23 protein-coding genes are annotated in these 23026 nt (G+C 63.8%); 13 read left to right on the forward strand and 10 right to left on the reverse strand.

Annotation, left to right across the window (positions count from 1 at the left end; translation table 11 throughout):
- Positions 1 to 54 precede the first annotated feature (54 nt).
- From hemQ to VGQ94_05665, 4 genes are read left to right on the forward strand one after another with little or no spacing between them, the layout of a single operon-like run.
- Positions 55 to 915: a hydrogen peroxide-dependent heme synthase gene (gene hemQ, locus VGQ94_05650; protein ID HEV2021994.1), complete on the forward strand. Its 861-nt coding sequence runs from the start codon at positions 55 to 57 to the stop codon at positions 913 to 915.
- A gap of 50 nt (positions 916 to 965) precedes the next feature.
- A complete protein-coding gene (locus VGQ94_05655; protein ID HEV2021995.1) occupies positions 966 to 1193 on the forward strand; it encodes a hypothetical protein in 228 nt (75 codons plus the stop codon).
- Positions 1194 to 1232: 39 nt separating this feature from the next.
- Positions 1233 to 1511: a hypothetical protein gene (locus VGQ94_05660; GenBank protein ID HEV2021996.1), complete on the forward strand. Its 279-nt coding sequence runs from the start codon at positions 1233 to 1235 to the stop codon at positions 1509 to 1511.
- Positions 1512 to 1530: 19 nt separating this feature from the next.
- Positions 1531 to 2154 (forward strand): DedA family protein, encoded by a 624-nt coding sequence (locus VGQ94_05665; protein HEV2021997.1) that lies wholly within the window; start codon positions 1531 to 1533, stop codon positions 2152 to 2154.
- Here VGQ94_05665 and VGQ94_05670 read toward each other — a convergent pair whose 3' ends face one another.
- Complete coding sequence (locus tag VGQ94_05670; GenBank protein HEV2021998.1) at positions 2155 to 3000, reverse strand: SDR family oxidoreductase; 846 nt, start codon at positions 2998 to 3000, stop codon at positions 2155 to 2157. It abuts the gene before it with no gap.
- A gap of 243 nt (positions 3001 to 3243) precedes the next feature.
- Between VGQ94_05670 and VGQ94_05675 the strand changes: the two genes are divergently transcribed.
- On the forward strand, positions 3244 to 4518 hold the full coding sequence (locus tag VGQ94_05675) for an inositol-3-phosphate synthase (protein ID HEV2021999.1): 1275 nt from the start codon (positions 3244 to 3246) through the stop codon (positions 4516 to 4518).
- A 107-nt stretch (positions 4519 to 4625) separates the two neighbouring features.
- The gene (locus tag VGQ94_05680; GenBank protein ID HEV2022000.1) at positions 4626 to 5732 is read left to right on the forward strand and encodes a phospholipase D family protein; all 1107 of its coding nucleotides are present in this window, start codon (positions 4626 to 4628) and stop codon (positions 5730 to 5732) included.
- A gap of 26 nt (positions 5733 to 5758) precedes the next feature.
- Here VGQ94_05680 and VGQ94_05685 read toward each other — a convergent pair whose 3' ends face one another.
- Positions 5759 to 6562: a tetratricopeptide repeat protein gene (locus tag VGQ94_05685; GenBank protein HEV2022001.1), complete on the reverse strand. Its 804-nt coding sequence runs from the start codon at positions 6560 to 6562 to the stop codon at positions 5759 to 5761.
- Between the two features lie 198 nt (positions 6563 to 6760).
- A complete protein-coding gene (locus tag VGQ94_05690; protein HEV2022002.1) occupies positions 6761 to 8005 on the reverse strand; it encodes an aminotransferase class V-fold PLP-dependent enzyme in 1245 nt (414 codons plus the stop codon).
- 212 nt (positions 8006 to 8217) lie between these two features.
- Here VGQ94_05690 and VGQ94_05695 point away from each other — a divergent pair, with 212 nt between their 5' ends.
- From VGQ94_05695 to VGQ94_05715, 5 genes are all read left to right on the forward strand, one after another.
- Complete coding sequence (locus VGQ94_05695) at positions 8218 to 9108, forward strand: hypothetical protein (protein ID HEV2022003.1); 891 nt, start codon at positions 8218 to 8220, stop codon at positions 9106 to 9108.
- 40 nt (positions 9109 to 9148) lie between these two features.
- Positions 9149 to 9733, forward strand: coding sequence for a YceI family protein (locus VGQ94_05700; protein HEV2022004.1), 585 nt, complete (start codon positions 9149 to 9151; stop codon positions 9731 to 9733).
- 87 nt (positions 9734 to 9820) lie between these two features.
- Entirely contained in the window at positions 9821 to 11041 is a 1221-nt protein-coding gene (locus VGQ94_05705; GenBank protein ID HEV2022005.1) for a M48 family metallopeptidase, read from the forward strand.
- A gap of 148 nt (positions 11042 to 11189) precedes the next feature.
- Complete coding sequence (locus VGQ94_05710; protein ID HEV2022006.1) at positions 11190 to 11633, forward strand: CBS domain-containing protein; 444 nt, start codon at positions 11190 to 11192, stop codon at positions 11631 to 11633.
- A gap of 121 nt (positions 11634 to 11754) precedes the next feature.
- On the forward strand, positions 11755 to 12228 hold the full coding sequence (locus VGQ94_05715) for a hypothetical protein (GenBank protein ID HEV2022007.1): 474 nt from the start codon (positions 11755 to 11757) through the stop codon (positions 12226 to 12228).
- 138 nt (positions 12229 to 12366) lie between these two features.
- Here the strand turns inward: VGQ94_05715 and VGQ94_05720 are convergent, their stop codons facing one another.
- Together VGQ94_05720 and VGQ94_05725 are read right to left on the reverse strand one after the other, a co-directional pair.
- Entirely contained in the window at positions 12367 to 12639 is a 273-nt protein-coding gene (locus VGQ94_05720; GenBank protein ID HEV2022008.1) for a zf-HC2 domain-containing protein, read from the reverse strand.
- Positions 12636 to 13262 carry a sigma-70 family RNA polymerase sigma factor gene (locus VGQ94_05725; protein ID HEV2022009.1) on the reverse strand — a complete coding sequence of 209 codons (627 nt, stop codon included), beginning with the start codon at positions 13260 to 13262 and terminating at the stop codon, positions 12636 to 12638. Before VGQ94_05725 ends, VGQ94_05720 begins: the two co-directional genes overlap by 4 nt.
- A gap of 280 nt (positions 13263 to 13542) precedes the next feature.
- On the opposite strand from VGQ94_05725, the gene VGQ94_05730 reads away from it, so the two are divergent.
- Positions 13543 to 14556 carry a GAF domain-containing protein gene (locus tag VGQ94_05730; GenBank protein HEV2022010.1) on the forward strand — a complete coding sequence of 338 codons (1014 nt, stop codon included), beginning with the start codon at positions 13543 to 13545 and terminating at the stop codon, positions 14554 to 14556.
- A gap of 12 nt (positions 14557 to 14568) precedes the next feature.
- Positions 14569 to 16866 carry a transglycosylase SLT domain-containing protein gene (locus VGQ94_05735; GenBank protein HEV2022011.1) on the forward strand — a complete coding sequence of 766 codons (2298 nt, stop codon included), beginning with the start codon at positions 14569 to 14571 and terminating at the stop codon, positions 16864 to 16866.
- Positions 16867 to 16941: 75 nt separating this feature from the next.
- Here the strand turns inward: VGQ94_05735 and VGQ94_05740 are convergent, their stop codons facing one another.
- The 5 genes from VGQ94_05740 to ileS all read right to left on the reverse strand — a co-directional run bounded on the left by VGQ94_05740 (position 16942) and on the right by ileS (position 22895).
- Complete coding sequence (locus tag VGQ94_05740) at positions 16942 to 17640, reverse strand: DUF1326 domain-containing protein (GenBank protein HEV2022012.1); 699 nt, start codon at positions 17638 to 17640, stop codon at positions 16942 to 16944.
- A gap of 146 nt (positions 17641 to 17786) precedes the next feature.
- Positions 17787 to 19061, reverse strand: a complete 1275-nt coding sequence (locus VGQ94_05745; protein HEV2022013.1) for a Glu/Leu/Phe/Val dehydrogenase — start codon at positions 19059 to 19061, stop codon at positions 17787 to 17789.
- Between the two features lie 38 nt (positions 19062 to 19099).
- Positions 19100 to 19465, reverse strand: a complete 366-nt coding sequence (locus VGQ94_05750; GenBank protein HEV2022014.1) for a hydrogenase maturation nickel metallochaperone HypA — start codon at positions 19463 to 19465, stop codon at positions 19100 to 19102.
- An 82-nt stretch (positions 19466 to 19547) separates the two neighbouring features.
- Positions 19548 to 20057 (reverse strand): signal peptidase II, encoded by a 510-nt coding sequence (gene lspA / locus VGQ94_05755; GenBank protein ID HEV2022015.1) that lies wholly within the window; start codon positions 20055 to 20057, stop codon positions 19548 to 19550.
- A gap of 6 nt (positions 20058 to 20063) precedes the next feature.
- Complete coding sequence (ileS, locus tag VGQ94_05760; GenBank protein HEV2022016.1) at positions 20064 to 22895, reverse strand: isoleucine--tRNA ligase; 2832 nt, start codon at positions 22893 to 22895, stop codon at positions 20064 to 20066.
- Between the last annotated feature and the right edge of the window lie 131 nt (positions 22896 to 23026).

Genomic DNA, 23026 nt, shown 5'->3' on the forward strand with positions numbered 1-23026 from the left:
GAGATTACAATAGAGCGTGCACCCGCTACAATTAACGATTCCGTGGGGAGACGAATGCCGACCAGCAAGACAGCGGTGAAGGCGACGCAGGAAAAGTTGCCCGCGCTGCCCCTGACCATCGAGGGCTCGAGCGTGCTGCATCAGATGATGCGCGTGCGCTGGGCCGCCTGGCGCAAGCTGTCCTTCGCGCAGAAGCAGCACGTGGCGAAGGAGGCCGCGGCGGCGCTCGGCCCCATGGAGCAGGCGGGGGAGAGCGCCCTCTATTCCATGCTGGGACACAAGGGCGACCTGATGTTCCTCCACTTCCGCGACACCTTTGACGCGCTCAACGCCACCGAGCTGCGCTTGCAGAACCTGGAACTCTTTGACTACCTGGAGCCCGCGACCTCGTTTCTGTCGGTCATCGAACTGGGCCTGTACGACTCCACGGTGAAGTTGTACAAGTCGCTGGTGGAGCGTGGCGTGGAGCCGCACTCGGCGGAGTGGCACAAGGAAGCGGAAGAGCTGATGCGGCGGCAGGAGCAGGCGATGGCCTCGCGACTGCGTCCCAAGATCCCGGAGGCGCCCTACATCAACTTCTATCCCATGGACCGCAAGCGCGGCGAGGACAAGAACTGGTACAGGCTGCCCATCGAGGAGCGCCAGCGGCAGATGGAGGAGCACGGCCTGGTGGGCCGGCGTTACGCCGGCAAGGTACAGCAGATCATCACCGGCTCCATCGGCTTCGACGACTGGGAGTGGGGCGTGGACCTGTTCGCCCAGGACCCGCTGGTCTTCAAGCGCCTGATCTACGAGATGCGCTTCGACGAGGTCAGCGCGGTGTACGCGCTGTTCGGGCCGTTTTACATCGGCATCCGCTGCCCCGTGGCCCAGGTGGGAGAGTTGCTGAGCAGGGAATTCGCGCAGAAACCATAGCCGCGGCCGGCGATTGACGCCGGAGCCGCGGGCGGCTACTCTGAATCGCTATGTCCGTAAAAGCCATCCAACTCGGCCAAGTCTGGCGCAACGATCAGGACGGCAAGGATTACCTGGTCACCAAGCTCTACAGCGAGGTCTTCAGCCAGTACGTCATGCTGCGCCATGCGGGCGCGGACGCGGCCAGCGGCGATACCACCCGCGTCAAGGTGGACAAGAGCTCGGAGGGCGCCAAGCTGCCTGGATACACCTTCACCCAGGAATCGCAGGAATTCTAGGGCCGGGCGATCGCCCGTCCACACAGGGAGACTCGCGGAATGACCCAGCCGTTCAAGTGCCCGAAGTGCGGAGCTCACGACTCCGCGGTGGTGCTCACCGGATGCAACATCAAGGGAGCCACCGTGGAGGAGCGCTACATGTGGGACGACGAGGTCCACGAATACATCTTCGGGGGCTCCCTGGTGGTGGAGCGCGAATCGGTGGAGAACCAGGCGGGCCACGCCGTTTGTTCGGATTGCGAGGCCGACGTCACCGAGGCCGTCACCGCCTACGAGCAGTCGCAGCCCGGCTCGGGCAACGGCGAAGCCCAGGCATGAGCTGTTCCTTCCATCCCTGATGATCGCCCAAATCATCGAGCTGCTCTCGGCGTTCGTCATCTACGTGATCTCCGCCGGCGGCTACGCCGGCATCGTGCTGCTGATGGCCATCGAGTCGGCCTGCATCCCCCTGCCCTCGGAAGTCATCATGCCGTTCTCTGGATACCTGGTGTTCACCGGCCGCTTCGACCTGCTGTGGGTGGCCACCGCCGGAGCCATCGGATGCAACCTCGGGTCCGTGGCAGCCTACGAAGTCGGCGCCTTCGGTGGCCGGCGGCTGGTGGAGAAGTATGGCTTCTACATTTTCATGACCGACGTCGAGCTGGCCTGGGCCGACCGCTTCTTCGCCCGCTACGGCAACGCTGCCGTCTTCGTGGCGCGCCTGCTGCCCGTCGTCCGCACCTTCATCGCCTTGCCCGCCGGCATCGCCCACATGCCCCGAGCGCGCTTCCACCTGTACACCTTCCTCGGCTCCTGGCCCTGGTGCTATGGCCTGGCTTACCTGGGAATGAAGGCGGGAGAACACTGGGACTACCTGGGGAAGTACTTCCACCGCTTCGACGCGGTCATCGGCGCGGTGATCGCCATCGTCGTCGTCTGGTTCGTGTGGACACACTGGAAGCACCGGCTGCGGCCGGCGTAGCTAGCCGATCCGCATCGCGCGCTCGATCAACCGCTCGTAAGTCTTCCAGGGCAGGATGGCGCGCAACCAGAACTGCAGGTGGGCGTCAGCGCCGATGCGGTAGCGCAGCTTGGGGTTAGGGTTCTCTGCGATGCGGGCGATGAGGTCGGCCACCACGCGCGCGTCGCGCTTGTGCACCTCGGTCCTGACGAACTCCGTAAAGCGCTTCCCGCGCTCGTGGTTGGGAGACTGCGGCGAGATGGCGAACTCGCCCAGGTGCACGTTGCGCTCCCAGATGTCGGTCTGAAAGGCGCCGGGCTCCACCAGCACCACGCGGATGCCGAGCGAGCGCAGTTCGATGCGCAGCGCCTCGCTCCATCCCTCCAGGGCAAACTTGGAGGCGCTGTAAGCCCCAGTGACCGGCGCCGCGGCCCGGCCGCTGATGGAGGAGATCATGATGATGTGGCCGGAGCCCTGCTTGCGCATCACGGGGAGGACCGCCTTGGTCATGGCCACGTGCCCGAAGTAATTGGTTTCGAACTGCATGCGGATCTCTTCCATCTTCAGGTCCTCGGCAAAGCCGGCAACGGCGAAGCCGGCGTTGTTCACCAGCACATCGATGCGGCCGTGGTCGCGCACGATCTCCGCCACCACCGTGGGGATGGAGTCGAACTCGGTAACATCGAGGCGCCGGAAGTCGAGCCGCCCGGCGACACCGGCGGTGGCCGCGGCTTCGTCCAGCCGGGTACGCCGCGAGAGGTTGCGCACAGTGGCCACTACGGTATGCCCGCGCCGGGCCAGCTCCACCGCCGTCAGCAGGCCGATCCCGCTGGAGGCGCCGGTGATGACGACGATTTTTCCGCGCATAAGGAAACCTCAGGGTCGATTCTGGTTGGCGTGCCATTGAATCATCGAACGCGTGCCCAGTCGAGGGCTCCATCGCCGATTTGCAAATCCGCGCCTGATACGCGAAGATAATCCGTTTTTCCGTCGCTGCGCCACACTTTCAGACGAGGACGTATCATGACTGCACGGGCTGCACACGCCAGGAAGAGCACGAAATCGGAACCCCAGGGCGAGATCGCCAAGGCCCGCGGCAAGCTGGGCGTGATGATCCCCGGCATGGGCGCGGTGGCCACTACCTTTGTGGCCGGTGTGGAAGCCATCCGCAAGGGGTACGCCAAACCCATCGGGTCGCTCACTCAGATGGGGACCATCCGCCTGGGCAAGCGCACCGACGGCCGCGCGCCCCTGATCAAGAAGTTCGTGCCGCTCGCCCCCCTGAGCAACCTGGTCTTCACCGGATGGGACATCTTCGAAGACGACATGTACACCGCCGCGCGCAAGGCCGGGGTGCTGGAAAAAGAGCTGCTCGACCGGGTGAAGCCCTTCCTCGAATCCGTCCAGCCGCGCCCCGCGGTCTTCGACCAGCGCTACGTCAAGAAGCTCAACGGTCCCAACGTCAAAAAGGGCAAGAACAAGATGGAACTGGCGGAGCAGCTTCGCGCCGACATCCGCGACTTCAAGAAGACCTCCGGCGCCGACCGCCTGGTGATGATCTGGTGTGCCTCGACCGAGATCTTCCTGAAGCCGAGCCGGGTGCACGCCTCGCTCAAAGCCTTCGAAAAGGGGCTGCTGGAGAACGACGAGGACATCGCGCCCTCGATGGTCTACGCCTACGCCGCGCTCTCCGAGGGCGTGCCCTTCGCCAACGGCGCGCCGAACCTCACCGTGGACATCCGTGCGATGCACGAGTTGGCGCGGCGCAATGAGGCTCCCATCTGCGGCAAGGACTACAAGACTGGCCAGACGCTGCTCAAGACCATCCTCGCCCCCGGCTTCAAGGCGCGCATGCTGGGACTGCACGGCTGGTTCTCTACCAACATCCTGGGCAACCGCGACGGGGAAGTGCTGGACGATCCCGACGCGTTCAAGACCAAGGAAGAGTCGAAGCTCTCGGTGCTGGAGCAGATCCTGCAGCCAGACCTCTATCCCGAGCTCTATGACAAGCTCTACCACAAGGTGCGCATCAACTATTATCCGCCTCGTGGCGACAACAAAGAGGGCTGGGACAACATCGACATCTTCGGCTGGCTGGGATATCCCATGCAGATCAAGGTGGACTTCCTCTGCCGCGACTCCATCCTGGCCGCGCCCCTCGTGCTCGACCTGGTGCTCTTCCTCGACCTGGCGCAGCGCAGCTCGAAGTTGCGACACCTGGGCATCCAGGAGTGGCTGAGCTTCTACTTCAAGTCGCCCATGACCGCCCCCGGCCTCTACGCCGAGCACGACCTCTTCATCCAACTCATGAAGCTCAAGAACACCCTGCGCCACCTGCAGGGGGAGGGGCTGATCACCCACCTGGGGCTGGAGTATTACGACTAGCGGTTATCCCTTCAAACGACCACGTCCCAGCGCTCTGACATACGCTAATATTCGAAGCTCGCCGGTGTCCGCAGCAGAGTTGTAAGCGTCGCTCCACGAGAGAACAAATGAACTCGAAACCTGTTTTTCTCGGAAGCCCGCCAGAAATCCGCCAAGCCATCTGTGCGCTTGCAGCACAGAGTTCGCGACTGGACATGGCGGCTGCTTTTGTTGGAGCGGACTGGTGGGAGCGGTTGGCCAATTATGGCGGAAAGATGCGTGTCATCTGCTGGCTGACCAGCACCAACACCAATCCCGATGCGGTGGCTGAGATGAGGTCTCGGTCGGGGGTCATAGTCAAACAGCGTAATTCAATGCACGCCAAGGTCTATCTTGCTCCCGGCATTGGAGCCGTCGTCGGTTCAGCTAACCTCTCCAAGGCTGCACTCGCGGACGAACAGGACATAGCAGGACAGAATGAGGCAGCCGTCTTAGTTCGGGACTCTTCTGTGGTCTCCAGCATCTCCGCTTGGTTCGAGGACTTATGGCGAGACAAACTGACGCGAGCTATAACAGACGAAGACTTGGAGCGCGCGAGAATCGCACGGAAGAAAGCTCAGAGAGGGGACCGAAAGAGACCCCGCCCAGGCTTCGCGATGCAGTTGCCAAGAACCCTGAAGACGGAGAGCACCTTTCGTCGCTTGGAGAAGTGGGCGAAGCAGGTTCGCGGGTTAGACCTGGCCAGGTCTTTAGGTGAACACCATAATTTCTTCGCATGCCTAGTTCCTGCAACCCTTTCCGAGTCGCAAAGAAACAACCTCATCCGTCTACTGACCAAGTACGTGAAACACCGGACTGCATACCGCAGATTCGACCGCGAACCACTGGAGCGCGCTAGAAAGGGCTTAACCCTCCTCTTCGATGAAGGAGAGGATCTCCAGCACCGTCTTGAGGAGTTAGATCGGTTGAATCTGCTGCCGGGCATGAAAGTGCCGTCGCTGAGCCTGCTGCTCTATTGGCGTGAGCCTCGGCGATACGTGCCTTACAACCAAAAGACACAAAACTTCATGGAAGACTTTGGGTTGAAGAGGCGCGGTTTGAGCGCTGCTAGTCCTAAGTGCTACGCGAACTGGCTCGGCTATGCCACTAGATTGCAGCAGCGACTCCGGCTACCATTTCCCGGTCATTTAGACCGAATGATTACACGGTACCTCGATTTCGCACTCGGTAGATAACTCAACCCCGCTGCAGGTTTTTCACTTCACCTTGCGTAGCGTTCGATGCGCGATCGTATGTAGATGACATCAGGTTGCAAACCCATCTTTTCTAGCGCACGGGCCTCATAATCGGGCAAGCGGCCGAAATGGGAGTGGTACTCCTGAAGCCTTGCAGTCGCTTCACTCAAACGACCCATCTTGGCGAGTGTCAAGAGGACGTTTTCGAGGGCCAAGTTGTACGGCAGATCGTCGTCGCCTTCTGTCGCACTTCCGAGGGGATTCCCGCTTCCCCGCTCCGGCGCCGACCGCTTCAGGCGGCACGCAAGTTCAAACCACCCGAGCGCTTGCTCGTGCTCGCCGCGCTGATAGTGGTCCCAGCCGATATTGTTGAGACAATCCCGTTCCCAGTGGATGCAAAGTGTATCCTGATGCTCTAGAGCCTTTGTGAAGGCTGTTAATGCCGAATCCCGATCATCAAGCGCGAGCAGCGCGACACCGAGACGAGCAAGGTTCTCCCCGTCTTCAGGGTTCTTGGCAACTGCATCGCGAAGTCTAGGTAGTTCCTCTTGAAAGGCAAGCAATTTGCTGTTGCACTCCTCGATTGTTTCAATGAGGTCGGCTGCGATAGGCAGAGAGGCATCCTCGCCGCGTACCGCCAGTACTGCTACAGCCAGGTTGAAGCACTGAACCGTCGACCCACTCTGACGACGGAAACGAATCTCGAGCAGCGGGTCTTCGACTTCATTCTGCGCAACGGCCAGCATGAGATCACTCAACTCTTCGAGGTCCTTTCCCAAAGCTTCGAACAGAACCGTCAAGTACTCTCGCGCCCATGTGTTCTCCAGCATCCCGCACCGCCTACCACGTCACATCTGCTTCTTTTTCGTAAGGAGCAATGACCGTAGCCTGCTCATTATATGTCTTGCCGCGCAGCCCGAGAGCTTGGGGAGAAGCTCATCACACACCTGGGGCTGGAGTACTACGACTGAAGGGCGAGCTTCGCTCGCCTGCCCAGCCGAGGGCGGCTGGGCAGGCTGGAATCCGCGCTACGCCATCGTCTTCTTGTACTCGTCGAACTTCTCCAGGAAGCGGTCCACGTCTTTCTTCAGCAGGTAATAGGGAGTGGAGAGCCGCAGCTTGTGCGGATCGCCGCCGCGGATGCGGATTTTGTGCTGGTGCCAGAGCCAGTTCTCTAAGTCCATGCGCTTGAGCGGGGGCACGTTCACAGTGACGATGCCGCAGCGCAGGGCAGGGTCTGGAGAGGTCCAGGATTCCGCGCCTCGCTTCATCATCTCCGCGAGGATGTAGTCGGCCATCTTGCGGTGGCGGACCTCGATGCGATCCATGCCGATTTCCTCCGCCAGCTTGATAGAGGCGCGCAGCCCCCACAGCGCCGGCACGTTCGACGACCCGATGCGCTGGAAGCGCTCGGCGCGCAGTTGGGGTTCTTCCCAGCCCTCGGTGGCGATGGTGCTCCACAGCCGGTCGATGACCTCGTCGCGCACGAAGAGGAAGCCCGAGCCTTTGGGCGCTTGCAGCCACTTGTGCGGGCTGGAGGAGTACATGTCGCAGCCCAGCGCGTGGATGTCGAGCTTCATCATGCCGGGAGCATGGGCGCCGTCGAGCGCGGAAAGGATCCCCTTGGAGCGAGCCAGCGCGCAGATCTCCTTCGCTGGCATCACCACGCCGGTGACGGTCGAGATGTGGCTGACGAAGAGGACGCGGGTGCGGGAAGTGATGGCGTCGTTGATGAGGTTCAGGATCTCCGCGGCATTCTTCGCTGGCTTGGGCAGGATGAACTTCTTGACCACGATGCCGTAGCGCTTGGCCTTCAGATTCCAGGGCTGCTCACCGCCGGGGTGCTCCTGGTCGGACATCAGGACTTCGTCGCCGGCTTTCAGGTCCACGCCGTTGGCGATGTAGTTGTTGGCTTCGGTGGCGTTGCGCAGCAGCGCGATCTCGTCGCGGGAGCAGCCCACGAACACCGCCAGCGGGTCGCGGAATTCGTTCCAGGCCGCATAGCCCCAGATGGGATAGTCCTCGGGCTCCGGCTGGGCCAGTTTTTCGGTCTGCTCGTAGGCGTCGAAGATGGCCTGCAGCACCGGACGCGGACTGGAGCCCACGGTGCCGTTGTTCAAATACACCTCGTCCTCGGGGATGAGGAACTGCTTGCGCAGCTCGGCCCAGTAGGCGTCCGGGTCGCGGTCGAAGAGCGCGCGGCCGGGCAGGGAAGCGGGCGCCGCGGCCATTTGTGCCAGGATCTTCGGAGTCAGCGTCAGGGCCGCAGCCATGGCGGCACTGTTGCGAAGGAAAACTCTACGGTCACTCAAGCTCCACCCCCTCGAGACGAAAAGATCCCGCACATAGTACGAGCCCGCGCAGAGGTTCTCAAGCAGGCTGGGTTTTCGTGGATTTACCGGCGGGTGGGGAGTACGCTGGTGCAACTCTTGGTGGCCCGGAGGAATCAATCCCTGTACTTGGCAGTGGCCAGGATTGGACTACCATGAACCGCGTGCCCCCAACCCCCGGGAACAGCCTCAAGACCATTGTCCGACTGTTCCTGGTGGCGGCTGTTCTAGGGACGCTCTCGCCTCGCGCCGCCGCCCACGACGATCCTCCCTCCCTCGACCAGGGCTTCCATCTGCTCTACAACCTCGATTTCGCCGGAGCGGAGAAGCAATTCCACGCATGGCAAAGCCAACACCCGGAGGATGCCATCGGGCCGGCGGCGGAAGGCGCGGGCCTGTTATTCGCCGAGTTCGACCGCATGGGGATCCTGGAGGGTCAATTCTTCGCGGACGATTCCTCCTTCAAGGAAAAGAACAAGCTCTCTCCCGATCCCCAGATCCACGCCCGCCTGGATTCGGCCCTGGGGCGGAGCGAGGAGCTGGCCCGCAGGCGCCTGGCCGGGAGCCCGCAGGACGCCGACGCCCTCCTGGCCATGACCATGGTGTACGGCCTGAGGGCGGATTACGCCGCTCTCATCGAGAAGCACAACCTGGCGTCGCTGCGCTTCAGCCGCGAGGCCAGCGGTTGGGCCGAGAAGCTGCTGGCCATCCAGCCCGATAATTCGGATGCCTATCTAGCCACGGGCGTACACAACTACATCATCGGCAGCCTGGCGGCGCCGTGGCGGTGGATCTTGAAGCTGGGCGGCTACTCCGGCGACAAGCAGAAAGGCATGGCCGACGTGGAGCGGGCGGCGCAACATGGCCGCTACCTCGCGCCCTTTGGGCGCATCCTGCTGGCCATCGCCTACGTCCGCGACAAGGACGTAGCGCGCGCCCGCGAGATGCTGGTGAGCCTCAACCGGGACTTCCCCCGCAATCCGCTCTTTCCCCGCGAGATCGCGCGCCTGGACTCCCAATCGCACGGGTCTGACCACGCGAGATAACCTTTTCCCCCTGGGACCGCATCAGTAGAGGAAGCCGGTCATGAAAAGCCGCTGGATTCCAGCCGCGGCCCTGCTCCTGCTGGGAGCGGGAGGCGCCGCCGCCGCCGCACCCACCACGCGCGAGATGGACCTCGCGCGTTCGACGCTCACGCTGCGCGTCTTCAAGGCGGGACTCTTCTCCGCCTTCGGTCACAACCATGAGATCCGTGCGCCCATTTCGCGGGGCTCCTTCAACGAAAGCGCTGACCTCCCCTCGGTGGAGCTGCAGGTGGACGCGCGCCGGCTCCAGGTATTGGACTCCGAGCTCTCCGCCAAGGACCGCGCCGAGGTGCAGCAGACCATGCTGGGCCCGCCCGTCCTCGATAGCGCCAACTTTCCCGAGATCCGCTTCCGTTCCCTCACCATCGAAAAGGCGGGGGAGGGGAGGTGGCGGGTGCATGGCGACCTGACGCTACACGGGCAGACCCGCCCCGTGCTGGTCGAGGTCACGGGTGAGCTGGGACATTATCGCGGCTCCGCGGCGATCCGGCAGACCGACTTTGGGATCCAGCCCGTGACCGCTGCCGGAGGCGCCATCAAGGTGAAGAACGAGGTTCGGGTGGAGTTCGAGATTTTTGGACGGTAGGCTAGACCACGGGGTCCATCCCGGCAAAAAAGGGAGAGTATAATGACAATATCCGCGAGCTTGAGAAGCTTCGGAAGGGAGTTCCCGATGAGAATCCGCGGCATGATGTTGGCCCTCACGCTTCTGTTGGGGCTGGCGACCTTGAGCCCGACGCTTCTGGCTCAGACCACGGCAGCGCCTCCACCGGCCACCACAGCGCCGGCGCCGCGGGATACGGCCAAGCCCAGCGACACCGCGAAACCGGACGGTGCCTCAGCCCCCGCGCCTCAGGATCAGGCGCAGCCCGCCAATGCCGCCCAGCAGGAGCAAGCTCCCCCGGACCAACCCCAGGCGCCCGCTGCCACCGACGACAAAGCCAAGAAGCAAGAGTCGACGCAGGCCGATTACAAGCACGATGGTGGCAAAGACGACGTGGACGCCATCGGCAACCGCAAGATGGGCGGCCGCGGCCTGGGCAACTGGTACTCGCTGGAGAAAGAGATCCGCATCGGCAAGGAATACGCGCAGATGGTGGAGCAGAGCGTGAAGCTCAACACGGACCCGGTGGTCAACGAGTACGTGAACCGCATCGGGCAGAACCTGGTGCGCAACTCCGACGCCAAGGTCCCGTTCACCATCAAAGTGATTGATTCCGACGAGATCAACGCCTTCGCGCTTCCCGGCGGATTCTTCTACGTCAACACCGGCCTGGTCACGGCGGCGGACGAGGAAGCCGAACTGGCGGGCGTGATGTCCCATGAGATCGCGCACGTGGCCGCGCGCCATGCCACCCGCCAGGCCACCCGCGGCCAGATCGCCAACCTGGCCTCCATCCCGCTGATCTTCGTCGGCGGCGGTCTAGGATACGGCGTGCGCGCCGCGGTCGGCCTGCTCCTGCCCATGACCTTCCTCACCTTCTCCCGTGGCTTCGAGTCCGAGGCCGACTACCTGGGCGTGCAGTACATGTACAAGGCTGGCTACGACCCCCAGGCCTTTGTCTCCTTCTTTGAGAAGGTGCAGGCCAAGGAAAAGAAGAAGCCGGGGACCCTGGCCAAAGCTTTTGCCTCCCATCCCCAGACGCCGGACCGCATCGGGAAGACGCAGGAAGAGATTTCGAAGATCCTGCCGCCGCGCGACCAGTACGTGGTCACCACTTCGGAGTTCGACGAGATCAAGGCCCGGCTGGCGGCATTGCAGAACCGCCGGCAGTTGAACGACCAGAAGGACAACCGGCCCAGCCTGCGCCGCTCCAACACCAGCAAGAGCAGCGAGGACAAGGATAAGAAGGAAGACGACGACCGGCCGACGCTGAAGCGTCGCGACGACTAAACGGCTTGGGGTTTCCGGACCGGCGGCCGCGGCCGCCGGTTTTATTTTGGACTGGAAACACGGCCCCGCCGGCCGTGCCGGATGGCGCGCTTTGAGGAAGGCGATTACTTTGTTAGAATGCGCCGCCATGGGTGCTGCCGGAGGTTCCATGCGAGTCCGCGACTACATGACCACCAGCGTCACCACGCTGCCCGATGACTCGCGCTTGCTGGACGCCGCCCTGCTCATCCGCCGCACCGGCAAGCGCCACGTCCCCATCCTCACCGCGGAGGGGAAGGTGGTGGGCATCATCAGCGACCGCGACGTTTCCCGTCTGGCGCCCTCCATGCTCGCCCAGATGACGCCCGAGGACTACAACCGCGTGTTCGAGGCCACTCCCATCACCGTGGCCATGACCAAGAATCCCATGATGGTCTCTCCCGACGCCCCCGTCGCCGAAGCCGTGGCGCTGCTCTATACCAAGAAAATCGGCGCGCTGCTGGCAGTGGAGGACGGAAAGCTGGTCGGCATCCTCACCGTCAGCGACATGCTGGGGCTGCTCAACGAGTTGCTCACCGGTTCCCAGACCTCGTCCGAGGCGTCGTCGCTCTAAGGAATGGCTGGTTTGCTGCGTGAGATCGCGGACCCTGCGTCTTCCAGCGACCTGCTACCGACGGTGATCAGCAACGACAGGGACGGGAATCTGGTGGACCAGAACGGGAGATGGAAGCGGAGTGCATTTCACCAGGGAGGGGAGCGAGGTCTCCTCTGCGGGCACCTTCGTGGGCGGAAGTAAGAAAACCTCCTTCACTCAAACCTCGGGTGCCTTGGCTGGTTTTTCCTTCGAGGTCTTCCCGCCCGGCAAAGGCCAAACCGCTGCAGGTTTGTTCAGCTTCCAAGGTTCGTTCCACAATGCCAAACAGGCACTGAAGAATGCCGGCTTCAGGATCAGCGTGTTGGATGAAATGTTCAATGTCTACGAGATGATCCACAACCCTGATTCCGTCAATTTCAGGTCTTCGGGGGATCCGCAGACGGGCGCGAACTCAGGTCATGTCCTGCTTGACTTACCGAAGTTCACTCTAGACCCCCAGAATGTTGTACCCAGTGAGGGCAAGTGGCACTTCGGAGAGACCAACCCGAACCAGGACCTGTTCCAGCACCTGCGCGAGGTGTTCCACTGGGTAGCCCACCTTTTCAGGTGGTGACGAACCCTGAGGGGCCCCATCCCTTCGCGGTTTTCGAAAAGGCGGAAAGGGTAAAGTCTCCCGCCGTGCCCAAGGGATTAAAGCGCTACTATGGGCGGAAGCATCTGCCTGACGGTCGTCTCTACGGGAAAGGTTTCCTTACTTGGATTTGGCGCGCGCCGACTTGCGCTTGGCGGGTTTTACGCACTTGCACTTGCTCAGGATGGCCTTTTGCAGCCGCGTCCGCAGGCTCTCGGGAAGCTCGTAGGGCTGGGCGTCGCGGTAGATCTGGATGGTCTGCTTGGTGGTGTCGCAGATGACGTGGCAGTTGGGGCACCAGAGCAGGTGCTCTTCCAGCTCGGAGCGGGTGCGAGTGTCAATGGCCCCGTCCAGATAATCGGTCAGCTCTTTCAGAAAATCTTTGCAGGTCACGCTTCGCCCTCAATCCCTTTGGGCTTCTTGAAGTATTTGTTCAGGCGCTCTCGCAGTTGCAGGCGCGCCCGCAGCAGCCGCGATTTTACTGCAGGGACGCTCAACTGCAGCGCCTCTGCGGTCTCCTCCGTCGAGAGCCCCTCAACGTCCCGCAGCACGAACACGGTGCGGAAGCCGCCCGGCAAACCGCCGATAGTCTTGGCCAGGATCTGGTTCATCTCCGCTTGCCCGTAATCCTGCTCCGGGTTCGGCCTCCAGTCGGTGACCTCGCGGGGCATGGAGTTGTCTTCCGTCTCGATCTCCTGATCGAGGGAGACGGTCTTGTCGGCGCGCCGCCGTCGCAGCTTCATCAGCGATTCGTTCACCGCGATGCGCACCAGCCAGGTGTAGAACTTCGACTGCTCCTGGAATCCGTTCAGGTGCTGATACGCTTTAAGAAAGGCCTCCTGCACCACGTCCTCGGCGTCCTCCCGATTCTGAGTGATGTGCTGTGCCAGCCGGAAGATGTTCCGGTCGTACCGCTTCACCAGTTGCTCGAAGGCGGAGATGTCGCCAGACTTGGCGGCCCGCACCAGCACCAGCTCTTCGCCTGGCTCCACCTTGCTCGATTGGATGGCTTCCATGGTCACCGGATTCAGGTATTTTACGGTGTCGGGGCCGTTCATATTACTTCATCACAGCGGGAGGCAGTGTTTTTACATTGGACGCCCTAGAAATCAATCCGCTTCGGAAAGTCTGCCGGCGTTTTCTCCCGCTGGCTCGGACCGGACTGGTTCCACGGTCGTGGAGCCGGGCCCCGGAGCCGTTGACAGCCCGCGTCCAGCCCTTATAATCGCCGCAAGGGCATTGTTTCGGGCCGGGGTCCCCCCCCCGGCTCCAGCAAAGGCTCACCGTCCCAACCGAATGGCCGATTCGAAGCAGCTCAAAAGCATCGTGGAAGGCGCGGTCGCGGAGGCTTTCGAAGCCCGCGGGGCGGAGCTGCGCAAGGACATCGTCAAGCGGGTCTTGGAGCAGCTGGAGGGCATAGTCGGCGCCCCGCCCGGTGGCTCGTCCATGGACCTGCTGAACGCCGCGGTATCCTCCATCCAGGACGGCGATGCGCAACCCGAGATTCTGCGAGCCCTGCTGGAGGGTGCGGCCAAGTTCAGCGGCCGGGCCGCGCTGTTTGTCATTCGCGGGGGGACGGCCACCGGCTGGCAGGGGCGCGGCTTCGACGACGACGACGCCATCAAGAAGTTCAGCGTGGACACCTCCGACGGCCTGGCCTCGCGCGCGGTCCAGGACCGCATGCCGGCCGCCGCCGCCGCTGCCGAGTTCGATTCCAAGTTCGTCTCCGCGGTGGGAAACCCCAGCGACGGCAACGCCGTCGTCCTGCCCCTGGTGGTGAAGGAGAAAGTTGCGGCTCTGGTGTACGCCGACGCGGGCACCGGCGACGGCACTCTGGACCCCTCGGCGCTACACCTGCTGGTGCGCTCGGCGGGGCAGTGGCTGGAAGTGCTGGCCCTGCGCAAATCCGGCGGAGGATCTGCCGCGGCCGAGCCCGAGAAGGAGGCGCAGCCCGAACCACCTCCCAAAACGCCTTCACGCGCTGCCGAACCCCCACCGCCGCCCCCGCCACCTCCGCGCGAGGAGCCTGCCATCCCGGCCGAGGACCGGGAGGTCCATAAAAAGGCTAAGCGCTTCGCCAAGCTGCTGGTGGACGAGATCAAGCTCTACAACCAGACCAAGGTGAACGAGGGCCGGCAAAAGAGCGACCTCTACGACCGCTTGAAGGAAGACATTGAGAAGAGCCGGGCCACCTATGAGAAGCGTTATGGCAAGACTCCGGCCTCGAGCGGCGACTATTTCAACCAGGAAGTGATCCGCATCCTGGCGGAGAATGATGCCTCTGTCATGGGCGAAAATTTCTCCGGGTAGTCCCAAGGTACCGTGCGCACTCATCCCTTCGTAGCAACGCTGGTCATCCTGTCCCTGATTTCTTTCCCCGTTCCCGGTGCGCAGCCCAGTGCACCCCCGGCGCACGCTCAATCCAGCGCCCCGCCCACGGGCGCCAGGACCTCTCCCCACAAGAAGACGCGCAAGAAGCTGGCCGCCAAGCCGGCGGCGGTGGTCCCGTCCCGGGTGCAGCAGGTGACGCAGGCGTTCGTCGCTTCGTCCGACCTGAAGCCCATGGCCATCCAGCTTCTGGACAACCGCACCTCCGCAGCCTACGCCGGAGTTGAAGCCTACGCGCTGAAGCATCAGGCGGAGGACGCCGGCGCGCTCGCCTGGCTGGTGATGGGGTATGCCCGCACCCTGGACAGCCAATACGCGCAGGCCGTGGCGCCGCTGAGGAATGCCCGCACCCACGCCGGAGAGCTTGGCGACTACGTGGACTACTTCCTGGGGAACGCCCAGTTCTCGAGCGGCGATGCCCGAGGCGCGGCGGCGACCCTCGATGGCTTCGATAAGCGTTACGCCGATTCCATCCTCCTGCGCGACGCCCTGATGCTACAGGCGAGAGCGCTGCTCGCCAGCGGCCAGGCCAGGGAAGCCATCCGCCTGCTGGAAGCGCACCGCACTCCGGCACGCGCCGACGTGGAGCTGGCGCTGGGCCGCGCCTATGCCACGGCCGGTCAGACCGATGCGGCTGCCGAGGCGTGGCGCCGCGCCTATTTCACCATGCCGCTGGCTTCCGATTCCGAAGAGGCCGGCGCCCAACTGAAAACCTTGTCCGAGCGCGCCAAGGTTCCTGCTCCGCTGCAGGCGGAGCGCAAACAGCGCGCCGACCTGCTGCTGCGAGGGAAGCGCTACAAAGAGGCCGCCGAGGAGTATCACAACCTGCTTTCGGAGTCTCACCTAGTGGACGAGAACGGTGTGCGCCTCGGCTTGGGGGGAGCGCTCTTCCGTATCAAGAAATACAAGGAAGCGCGCGAGATCCTGGAAAAGATTCCGGAGTCGGCGGACGAGCGCAACTCCGAGCGCCTTTACTATCTGGCGGAAATGGCCCGCGGCCGCGACTCCGGGCGCTTCGCCGACCTGCTGCAGGCCCTGCGGAACAGCGCGCCGCAGAGCACCTGGCTGGAGCAGCTCCTGCTCGCTTCCGGGGACTCGCAGCTCCTGCTGCGCAACTTCGAGACCGCTGGCCGCTTCTACACCGAGCTGTACACGCGCTCGCCCAATGGCACGAATGCCTCCTACGCTCACTGGAAGGCGGCGTGGTTGCGCATGCGCCTGGGAGACTCCGCCCAGGCCCGCCGCCTGTTCGAAGAGCAGATCAAGCTCTATCCCGCCTCGGTGGAGGTCCCGAACGCACTCTACTGGCGCGGGCGCTTGGCGGAGGAGGCGCAGGATTGGAACCAGGCGCACGCCTACTACCAGAAGCTCTGTGACCGCTTCCGGTTCTTCTACTACGCGGAGCTGGCTCGGGAGCGCTTGCGCGTGATCAAGAGCGACGGCAACGTTCCTCCCGGGCCCCTGCTGAGCAAGATCCCGGCCGCCACGCCGCCTGTGCGCTTCCAGCGCTCGGCCGCGCCCTCCGACAACCTGCGCGTCCAGAAAAGCTTCCTGCTGCAGAACGGCGGCCTGTTCGAACTGGCCATTGCTGAGTTGGACGCCGCCTATTCCAAGGATGGCTCGCTGTGGGCCGTGGGAGAGATTGTCCGCATCTATCAGTCCACCGGCCGTAACTGGCGCGCCATGCAGATGCTGAAGAAGGACGTCCCCGGATACTTTTCCTTCGAGATCGCCGATCTGCCGCGCCCCTTCTGGGAGGCACTCTTCCCCCGGCTCTACTGGTCCGACATTCAGAAGTACTCCGCCGAGAACCAGTTGGACCCCTTCCTGGTCGCCGCCCTCATCCGCCAGGAGTCGGAGTTCCATGCCGGCGCCGTCTCCCGCGCCCGCGCCCTCGGCCTGATGCAGATCCTCCCCTCCACCGGGCGGACGCTGGCCCGGCAGATCAAGCTCCGCCACTTCTCCACCAACATGCTCCTGGACCCCTCGGTGAACGTTCAGATGGGAACGCGCTACTTCCGCGGCCTTCTGGACAGCCTGGAAGGCACGCCGCAGTACGCCCTGGCCGCCTACAACGCCGGACCGGACCGGGTGGCCGAGTGGCGCGCCAACGGCCAGTATCGCGACGTGGACGAGTTCGTGGAATCCATTCCCTTTACCGAGACCCGGGAGTACGTGCAGGCGGTGATGCGCAACGCCATCGTGTACCGCCGGCTCTACGGAACCCCGTAGTTCTCCCCAAGGCAGTGCAGAAACAAGAGGCCTGCGCGTCGCGGAGGCCTGTAGAAACGACTGGATCAGCGCTCTCTAGTGGTGCCCTCCGGACATCCCGCCCGTGGCGCCCTCACGCACGTCGATGGAGATCAGGAACGCGTTGCGACCCGCGTAGGAGAACTTATGGTCCGGTAGATCCGAACGGTGCTCGATGGACTTGTACATCTCGAAGCCGCCGTTCCCCTGCGCTCCGAAGTAGCCCACGTTCTTCAGGGTCACGCCTTTTCCGTCCGTGCCAGGCTCGCGCTGCAGCTTCATGTAAGCCACTTGGCCGCCGCCCAGCTTGGCTTCGACGACATCCCCCGTGCGAGAGATCTCGATCGGCGCCTCCTGCACCTTCAACTCACCCCACTCCAGGCCGTAGGTCTTCAGAATGATCGGAGCCAGAGCGTCGCGTTGTTCCTTAGTCGTCGATGGATCGAACGAAACCACAGCCCACTTCCCCTTTTTGTTTGTGCCCCATTCGTCGCCCAGGTCCCCGGTCAGCCAGTACTTGGCTCCGTCCAGGCTGACCTTGCCCGAATGCCCCGCGCGGACTTTCACCGCCATGTTGAACTCACAGTAAGGATGTTCGGCGTGCTTGTTGAAGTAGCAGGGGCAGAACAAGTGGCAGCTGCAGGCTTCCACGTAATCCGCCTGCATCCTCCACGCGGGTTCACCGGGCGTCGAGCCCATGAGCAGGAGCGCGGAAAACACCAACAGTCCGACGCGTGCGATTATCTTATGGTCCACAGTCCCTCCTTGCGCCTCCGCAGCGCCCCAGGCGGGTGCCGCGGGTGCCAACAATGGTTGCTTCGGCGGATTCTAGCCGGAGGGGTAGACGGCGTCAACAAAAAGGCCTCCGCATCGCGGAGGCCTTCTTGGCAAGCGGGTGGGGTTTACGGCCAGATGCCGCGCGACCGGGTGGCGGTGGCCACGCGGTCAATAGCCAGGATGTAGGCGCCGGTGCGCATGTCCACCTTGTACTTGCTGGCGGTGGAATGCACGTCGGCAAACGCCTTCACCATGATCTTCTCCAGCTTGCGGTTGACTTCTTCCTCGTCCCAGAAGAGTTCCTGCAGGTCCTGCACCCACTCGAAGTAGGAGACGGTGACCCCGCCGGCGTTGGCCAGGATGTCCGGCAGCACCAGGATCCCCTTCTCGTGGAGGATGGTATCGGCGCCGGGGGTGGTGGGGCCGTTGGCGGCCTCGGCCACGATCTTGGCCTTTACCCGCGATGCGTTGGCCAGGGTGATCTGGTTCTCCAGCGCCGCCGGGACCAGGATGTCGCACTCCAGCTCCAGCACCTCTTCGCTGCTGATGATTTCGGCGCCTGGGAAGCCCACGACCGAGCCCGTCTTGTGCTTGTGCGCGACCACCGCCGGCACATCCAGCCCGTTGCGGTTGAGGATGCCGCCGCTCGAGTCGCTGACGGCGATGACCTTCATCCCTTGCTTTGCCAGAAGTTCGGCGGCGATGCTTCCGGCATTGCCGAAGCCCTGAATGGCCGCAGTGGCTCCCTTGAAATCGATCTTCTTGACCTCGCAGGCGGCGCGGATCACGAAGACGCAGCCGCGTGCCGTGGCCTCGTTGCGGCCTTGCGAGCCGCCCAGGAACAACGGCTTGCCGGTCACCACCCCGGGCGCGCTGTGGCCTTGGGTCATGCTGTAGGTGTCCATGATCCAGGCCATGACTTGGGCATCGGTGTAGACGTCGGGCGCCGGGATGTCGATGGCGGGCCCGATGATGGCGGAGATCTCGTAGGCGTAACGGCGGGTCAGGCGCTCCAACTCGTCCTTGGACATGTGCTTGGGGTCGCAGATGATGCCGCCCTTGGCGCCGCCGAAGGGGATGTTCACGGTGGCGCACTTCCAGGTCATCCAGGAAGCCAGTGCCTGCACCTCGTCGTAGCTGACGTTGGGATGGTAGCGGATGCCGCCCTTGCAGGGGCCGCGGGAGTTGTTGTGCTGCACGCGGAAGCCCTGGAAGACGCGGATGGAGCCGTCATCCATCTTCACTGGCAGGGAGAGCATAAGCGCGCGGCGCGGGCGGCGCAGAATCTCGCGCAATCCGGGCTCCAGCTGCAGCTTTTCTGCTGCAATGTCGAACTGGCGCATGGCAATGCGAAATGGATTCAAATCCTCCTGGGTCTCGACCGGGGACAGGACTGGCATAACGGGGGTTCTCCTTGGAGTTGGGATGGGTGAGCGATTCAGGCCGGGGTCTTGAGTTCTGATTCCTCCACTTCCATGTCGAGCACCCGCACCTCTTCGCCAGTGATGGGGTCGGTGTGGGGATGGCCGCAGTGCGGACACTCACAGTCGTCGGCGGCGGCCTCGAAATTGGTCCCGCAGTTGTGGCAGCGACGGGTCACCGGGAGAACCCGGACCTCGAGTCGCGCCCCCTCGGCCACCGTGCCGCGGGCGACGGTCCCGAAGGCGGCATCGAGCGCCTGCAGGTCGAATCCCCGCCGGCCCCCGATGGCAATGTGTACGCAGGCTACGTGGTGCACCGCGTTGCGATAAGCGGCGTGATCCACGATCTCCACTACGGTGTTGGCCAACTCGCGCTCGTCCATAGTGGACAAAGCATACACCGGGGTCTTCCGGGAGGGCTAGTTCACCGGTCACTTCGGGCTGGGACGCCTGGCGGAGCCGTGCCTAGCGGCCGGAGAGGGCCTTTTCCCCGGCCGGCGCCTTGGCAAAGAGGATCTCCGCCACCAGCAGCAGGGCCCCAATCACGATGGCGCTATCGGCAACGTTAAACGCAGGCCAGTGGTACCCGGCCAGGTGGAAGTCGAAGAAGTCCACCACGTGCCCGTCCAGCAACCGGTCCCACAGGTTGCCCACCGCCCCACCCAGGATGAGCGCCAGCCCGAATCCAGTGGTACTCACCCGGTGGCTGTTCCGCCACAGCAGGGTGGAGACCACCGCCAGGGCAACCAGGGAAAACAAGATGAGGATGGCCACGTTCCACTCCGAGTCGGAGAGCAGCCCGAACGCGGCCCCGCGGTTGACCACGTGGGTCAGGCGGAAGAACCCGGGGATGACGGTGACGCTCTCATGCAGCACGATGCGCTGGGTGATCAGCCACTTGCTGGACTGGTCGGCGAGGAACACGCTGACCGCGCCCAGAAAGTGGTATTTGCGCATGTCGCGGCTTCCGGTCATGCCCGGCTACTTTCCCCCTGCAATCTCATCGAGAGCCGCCACGCAGCGCTCACACACCGTAGGATACTTCATGCTTTCTCCCACCCGGGTCGAATAGTTCCAGCAGCGCTCGCACTTGCGCCCGTCCGCGCGGCGCACCTGGACGCTGATGCTGGAAACCCCGTCTCCCGAGATTGGTTTCTCCAGCGCCACCTGCGAGACGATGAACAGCGAGCACAGCTCCTTCGCATGCCGGTCCAGAACCGAGTGCACCGCCGCCGGGGCGGCCAGCGAGACCTGCGCCTCCAGGCTGCCGCCGATGGTCTTGGCGTTGCGCGCGCTCTCCAGCGCCTGCAGCACCTGATCGCGCACCCACAGCAGGATCTGCCAATCCGCGCGGAGCGCTTCGCGCTCCGCCGCCGAAACTCCGCCCTCGACCAGATCGCCTTCGGCAGGGAAGAGCGCCAGGTGGACGCTGGCCGCCCGCCCCGCCACCGGGGGCAAGTGACCCCAGATCTCGTCTGCGGTGAAGCTCATCATGGGAGCCAACAGCCGCACCAGGGCCTCTCCAATCTTCCAGATGGCCGTCTGCGCCGAACGCCGCGCCCGCGACCGGGGAGCGAGGGTGTACAGCCGGTCCTTGAGCGCGTCGAAGTAGAACGCGCTCAAGTCTACGATGCAGAAATCGTGCACCTGGTGGTAGACCTTGTGGAAGGCAAACTCCTCGTACCACTGGCGGGCCCGCGCCGTGACCTCCGCCGCGCGCAGCAGCAGGTAGCGGTCGATGGGCTCCATCTCCGCGAATGGCACCGCGTCCCGCGCCGGGTCGAAGCCGTTGAGGTTCCCCAGGATGAAGCGGAAGGTGTTGCGGACCTTGCGATAGCCCTCCGCCACCCGCTGCATCAGGGTTTCGGAGCCGACCACGTCCTCGCGGAAGTCCACCGAGGCCACCCACAGGCGCAGAATCTCCCCGCCTAGGCGGTTGGCGATGTCCACCGGATCCACGTCGTTGCCCCGGGACTTGGACATGGCGTGGCCCTGCTCGTCCAGGGTCCAGCCGGGGGTAGCCACCCCCAGGTAGGGAGGCACGCCCTTGGCCCCGATCGAAACCAGCAACGAGGACTGAAACCACCCGCGGTACTGGTCGGCGCCCTCGAGGTACAGATGGGCGGGCCAGGGCAGCCTGGGCTCGTGACCGAGCACGGCCAGGTGGCTGACGCCGGATTCGAACCACACGTCCACGATGTCCATCTCTTTGCGGAATTGTGCGCCGCCGCACTTGGGACACTTCGTGCCCGCGGGAAGGATCCCCGCCGCCTGCTTGGCGAACCAGGCATCGGCGCCCTCGCGAGCGAAGAGTTCCACCACGGCGCGTTTGGCCTCCGGTGAGTGCAGCACCTCTCCGCAGCCCTCGCAATAAAACACCGCGATGGGCACGCCCCACACCCGCTGCCGGGAGATGCACCAGTCGGGCCGGCTGGCGATCATGTTGGAGAGGCGCTCTTCGCCCCAAGCCGGGTCCCACTTCACCTTCTTGATCTGCTCCAGCGTGCGCTCGCGCAGCGTTCCGCCCTCCAGCTTGCTCTCCATGGAGATGAACCACTGCTCGGTGGCGCGGAAGATGACCGGCTGGTGGCAGCGCCAGCAGTGCGGGTAGGAGTGCGCGATCTGCTCCACGGCCAGCAGCGCGCCCCGCTTCTTCAGCAGCTCGACGATGTGCGGGTTGGCCTCGAAGACGGTCTGGCCATCGTAGTCAGGCAGTCCGTTGCGCAGCCTGCCGGCTTCATCCACGTTGCAGGTCTGGTCCAGCTTGTATTTGGCGCCGGTGTAGAAGTCGTCGGGGCCATGCGAGGGAGCGGTGTGGACCGCGCCCGTACCCTGGTCGGTGGTGACGTAATCGGCCAGCACGCCGAGGACTTGCCGCTCCAGGAAGGGATGGGCAAAGGTCGCGCGCTCCAGCCGCGTGCCGGGAAAGCGCGCAATCTCGCGCACCCCTTCGAGCTTGCAGGTCTCCCGCGTCCGGGCGGCCAGCACTCCCGCCACCACGTACACCTGGCCCGTCGCCTCCAGCGCGACGTACTCCAGCTTGGGATGAAAGGCCACCGCCATGGAGGCCGGCAGCGTCCACGGCGTGGTCGTCCAGATGATGGTGTTGACCTTCTTTCCGGCCAGCGCGGGATCGATCTTGCCGGGGTCGCTGGTGAGCGCGTACTTCACCCAGATGCTGGGGCTGGTGTGGTCCTCGTACTCCACCTCGGCTTCGGCCAGCGCGGTCTTGTCCTTGATGCACCAGTACACAGGCCGCAGGCCGCGATAGACGTACCCCTTCTCGAAGAAATCGTAGAGGGTGGCGACGATCACCGATTCGTAGTCCGGCGACATGGTGGAATACGGCCGCTCGAAGCGCCCGAAGATGCCCAGCCGCTTGAACTGGCCGCGCTGCAGGTCGAGGTACTTCTCGGCATACTCGCGGCAGGCGCGGCGCACATCGAGCGCCGCCATCTCCAGCTTCTTGCGGCCCAGCGCCTCGTCCACTTTGATCTCGATGGGCAGGCCGTGGCAGTCCCACCCGGGCACGTAGGGGGAGTCGAAGCCCGCCATGTTCTTGGACTTCACCACGAAGTCCTTCAGGGTCTTGTTCAGCGCCGTCCCCAGATGGATGGGCCCGTTGGCATAGGGAGGGCCGTCGTGCAGCAGGTAGATGGGCGCCCCCCGGCGCGCCTCCCGGATGCGCTCGTAGATGCCCATTTCTTCCCAGCGGGCGAGCATGGTGGGCTCGTTCTGCGGAAGATTGGCCTTCATGGAGAAGCCGGTTTTGGGCAGGTTGATGGTGGCCTTCAGGTCCGTGGGTGCTCCCATTCCTTCTCCGTGATGCCGATGATTTTTCATTATAAGGGAGCGGAGAAACCTTCCGGCAATCGGGTGTGGAGAGGCCTCCGCCGCGGCACGGCGGGGATAGGAAAGAAGTTCCCTCGCCGGGGAACCTCCAG

The sequence above is a fragment of the Terriglobales bacterium genome (assembly GCA_035937135.1).
Classification (GTDB): Bacteria; Acidobacteriota; Terriglobia; order Terriglobales; family Acidobacteriaceae; genus DASYVL01.

Excerpts from the sequence above, each read along its gene's own strand:
- hemQ (HEV2021994.1), top strand. The coding sequence starts at position 55 with ATGCCGACCAGCAAGACAGCGGTGAAGGCGACGCAGGAAAAGTTGCCC.
- VGQ94_05655 (HEV2021995.1), top strand. The coding sequence starts at position 966 with ATGTCCGTAAAAGCCATCCAACTCGGCCAAGTCTGGCGCAACGATCAG.
- VGQ94_05660 (HEV2021996.1), top strand. The coding sequence starts at position 1,233 with ATGACCCAGCCGTTCAAGTGCCCGAAGTGCGGAGCTCACGACTCCGCG.
- VGQ94_05665 (HEV2021997.1), top strand. The coding sequence starts at position 1,531 with ATGATCGCCCAAATCATCGAGCTGCTCTCGGCGTTCGTCATCTACGTG.
- VGQ94_05670 (HEV2021998.1), bottom strand. The coding sequence starts at position 3,000 with ATGCGCGGAAAAATCGTCGTCATCACCGGCGCCTCCAGCGGGATCGGC.
- VGQ94_05675 (HEV2021999.1), top strand. The coding sequence starts at position 3,244 with ATGATCCCCGGCATGGGCGCGGTGGCCACTACCTTTGTGGCCGGTGTG.
- VGQ94_05680 (HEV2022000.1), top strand. The coding sequence starts at position 4,626 with ATGAACTCGAAACCTGTTTTTCTCGGAAGCCCGCCAGAAATCCGCCAA.
- VGQ94_05685 (HEV2022001.1), bottom strand. The coding sequence starts at position 6,562 with ATGCTGGAGAACACATGGGCGCGAGAGTACTTGACGGTTCTGTTCGAA.
- VGQ94_05690 (HEV2022002.1), bottom strand. The coding sequence starts at position 8,005 with ATGGCTGCGGCCCTGACGCTGACTCCGAAGATCCTGGCACAAATGGCC.
- VGQ94_05695 (HEV2022003.1), top strand. The coding sequence starts at position 8,218 with ATGAACCGCGTGCCCCCAACCCCCGGGAACAGCCTCAAGACCATTGTC.
- VGQ94_05700 (HEV2022004.1), top strand. The coding sequence starts at position 9,149 with ATGAAAAGCCGCTGGATTCCAGCCGCGGCCCTGCTCCTGCTGGGAGCG.
- VGQ94_05705 (HEV2022005.1), top strand. The coding sequence starts at position 9,821 with ATGAGAATCCGCGGCATGATGTTGGCCCTCACGCTTCTGTTGGGGCTG.
- VGQ94_05710 (HEV2022006.1), top strand. The coding sequence starts at position 11,190 with ATGCGAGTCCGCGACTACATGACCACCAGCGTCACCACGCTGCCCGAT.
- VGQ94_05725 (HEV2022009.1), bottom strand. The coding sequence starts at position 13,262 with ATGGAAGCCATCCAATCGAGCAAGGTGGAGCCAGGCGAAGAGCTGGTG.
- VGQ94_05730 (HEV2022010.1), top strand. The coding sequence starts at position 13,543 with ATGGCCGATTCGAAGCAGCTCAAAAGCATCGTGGAAGGCGCGGTCGCG.
- VGQ94_05745 (HEV2022013.1), bottom strand. The coding sequence starts at position 19,061 with ATGCCAGTCCTGTCCCCGGTCGAGACCCAGGAGGATTTGAATCCATTT.
- VGQ94_05750 (HEV2022014.1), bottom strand. The coding sequence starts at position 19,465 with ATGGACGAGCGCGAGTTGGCCAACACCGTAGTGGAGATCGTGGATCAC.
- lspA (HEV2022015.1), bottom strand. The coding sequence starts at position 20,057 with ATGACCGGAAGCCGCGACATGCGCAAATACCACTTTCTGGGCGCGGTC.
- ileS (HEV2022016.1), bottom strand. The coding sequence starts at position 22,895 with ATGGGAGCACCCACGGACCTGAAGGCCACCATCAACCTGCCCAAAACC.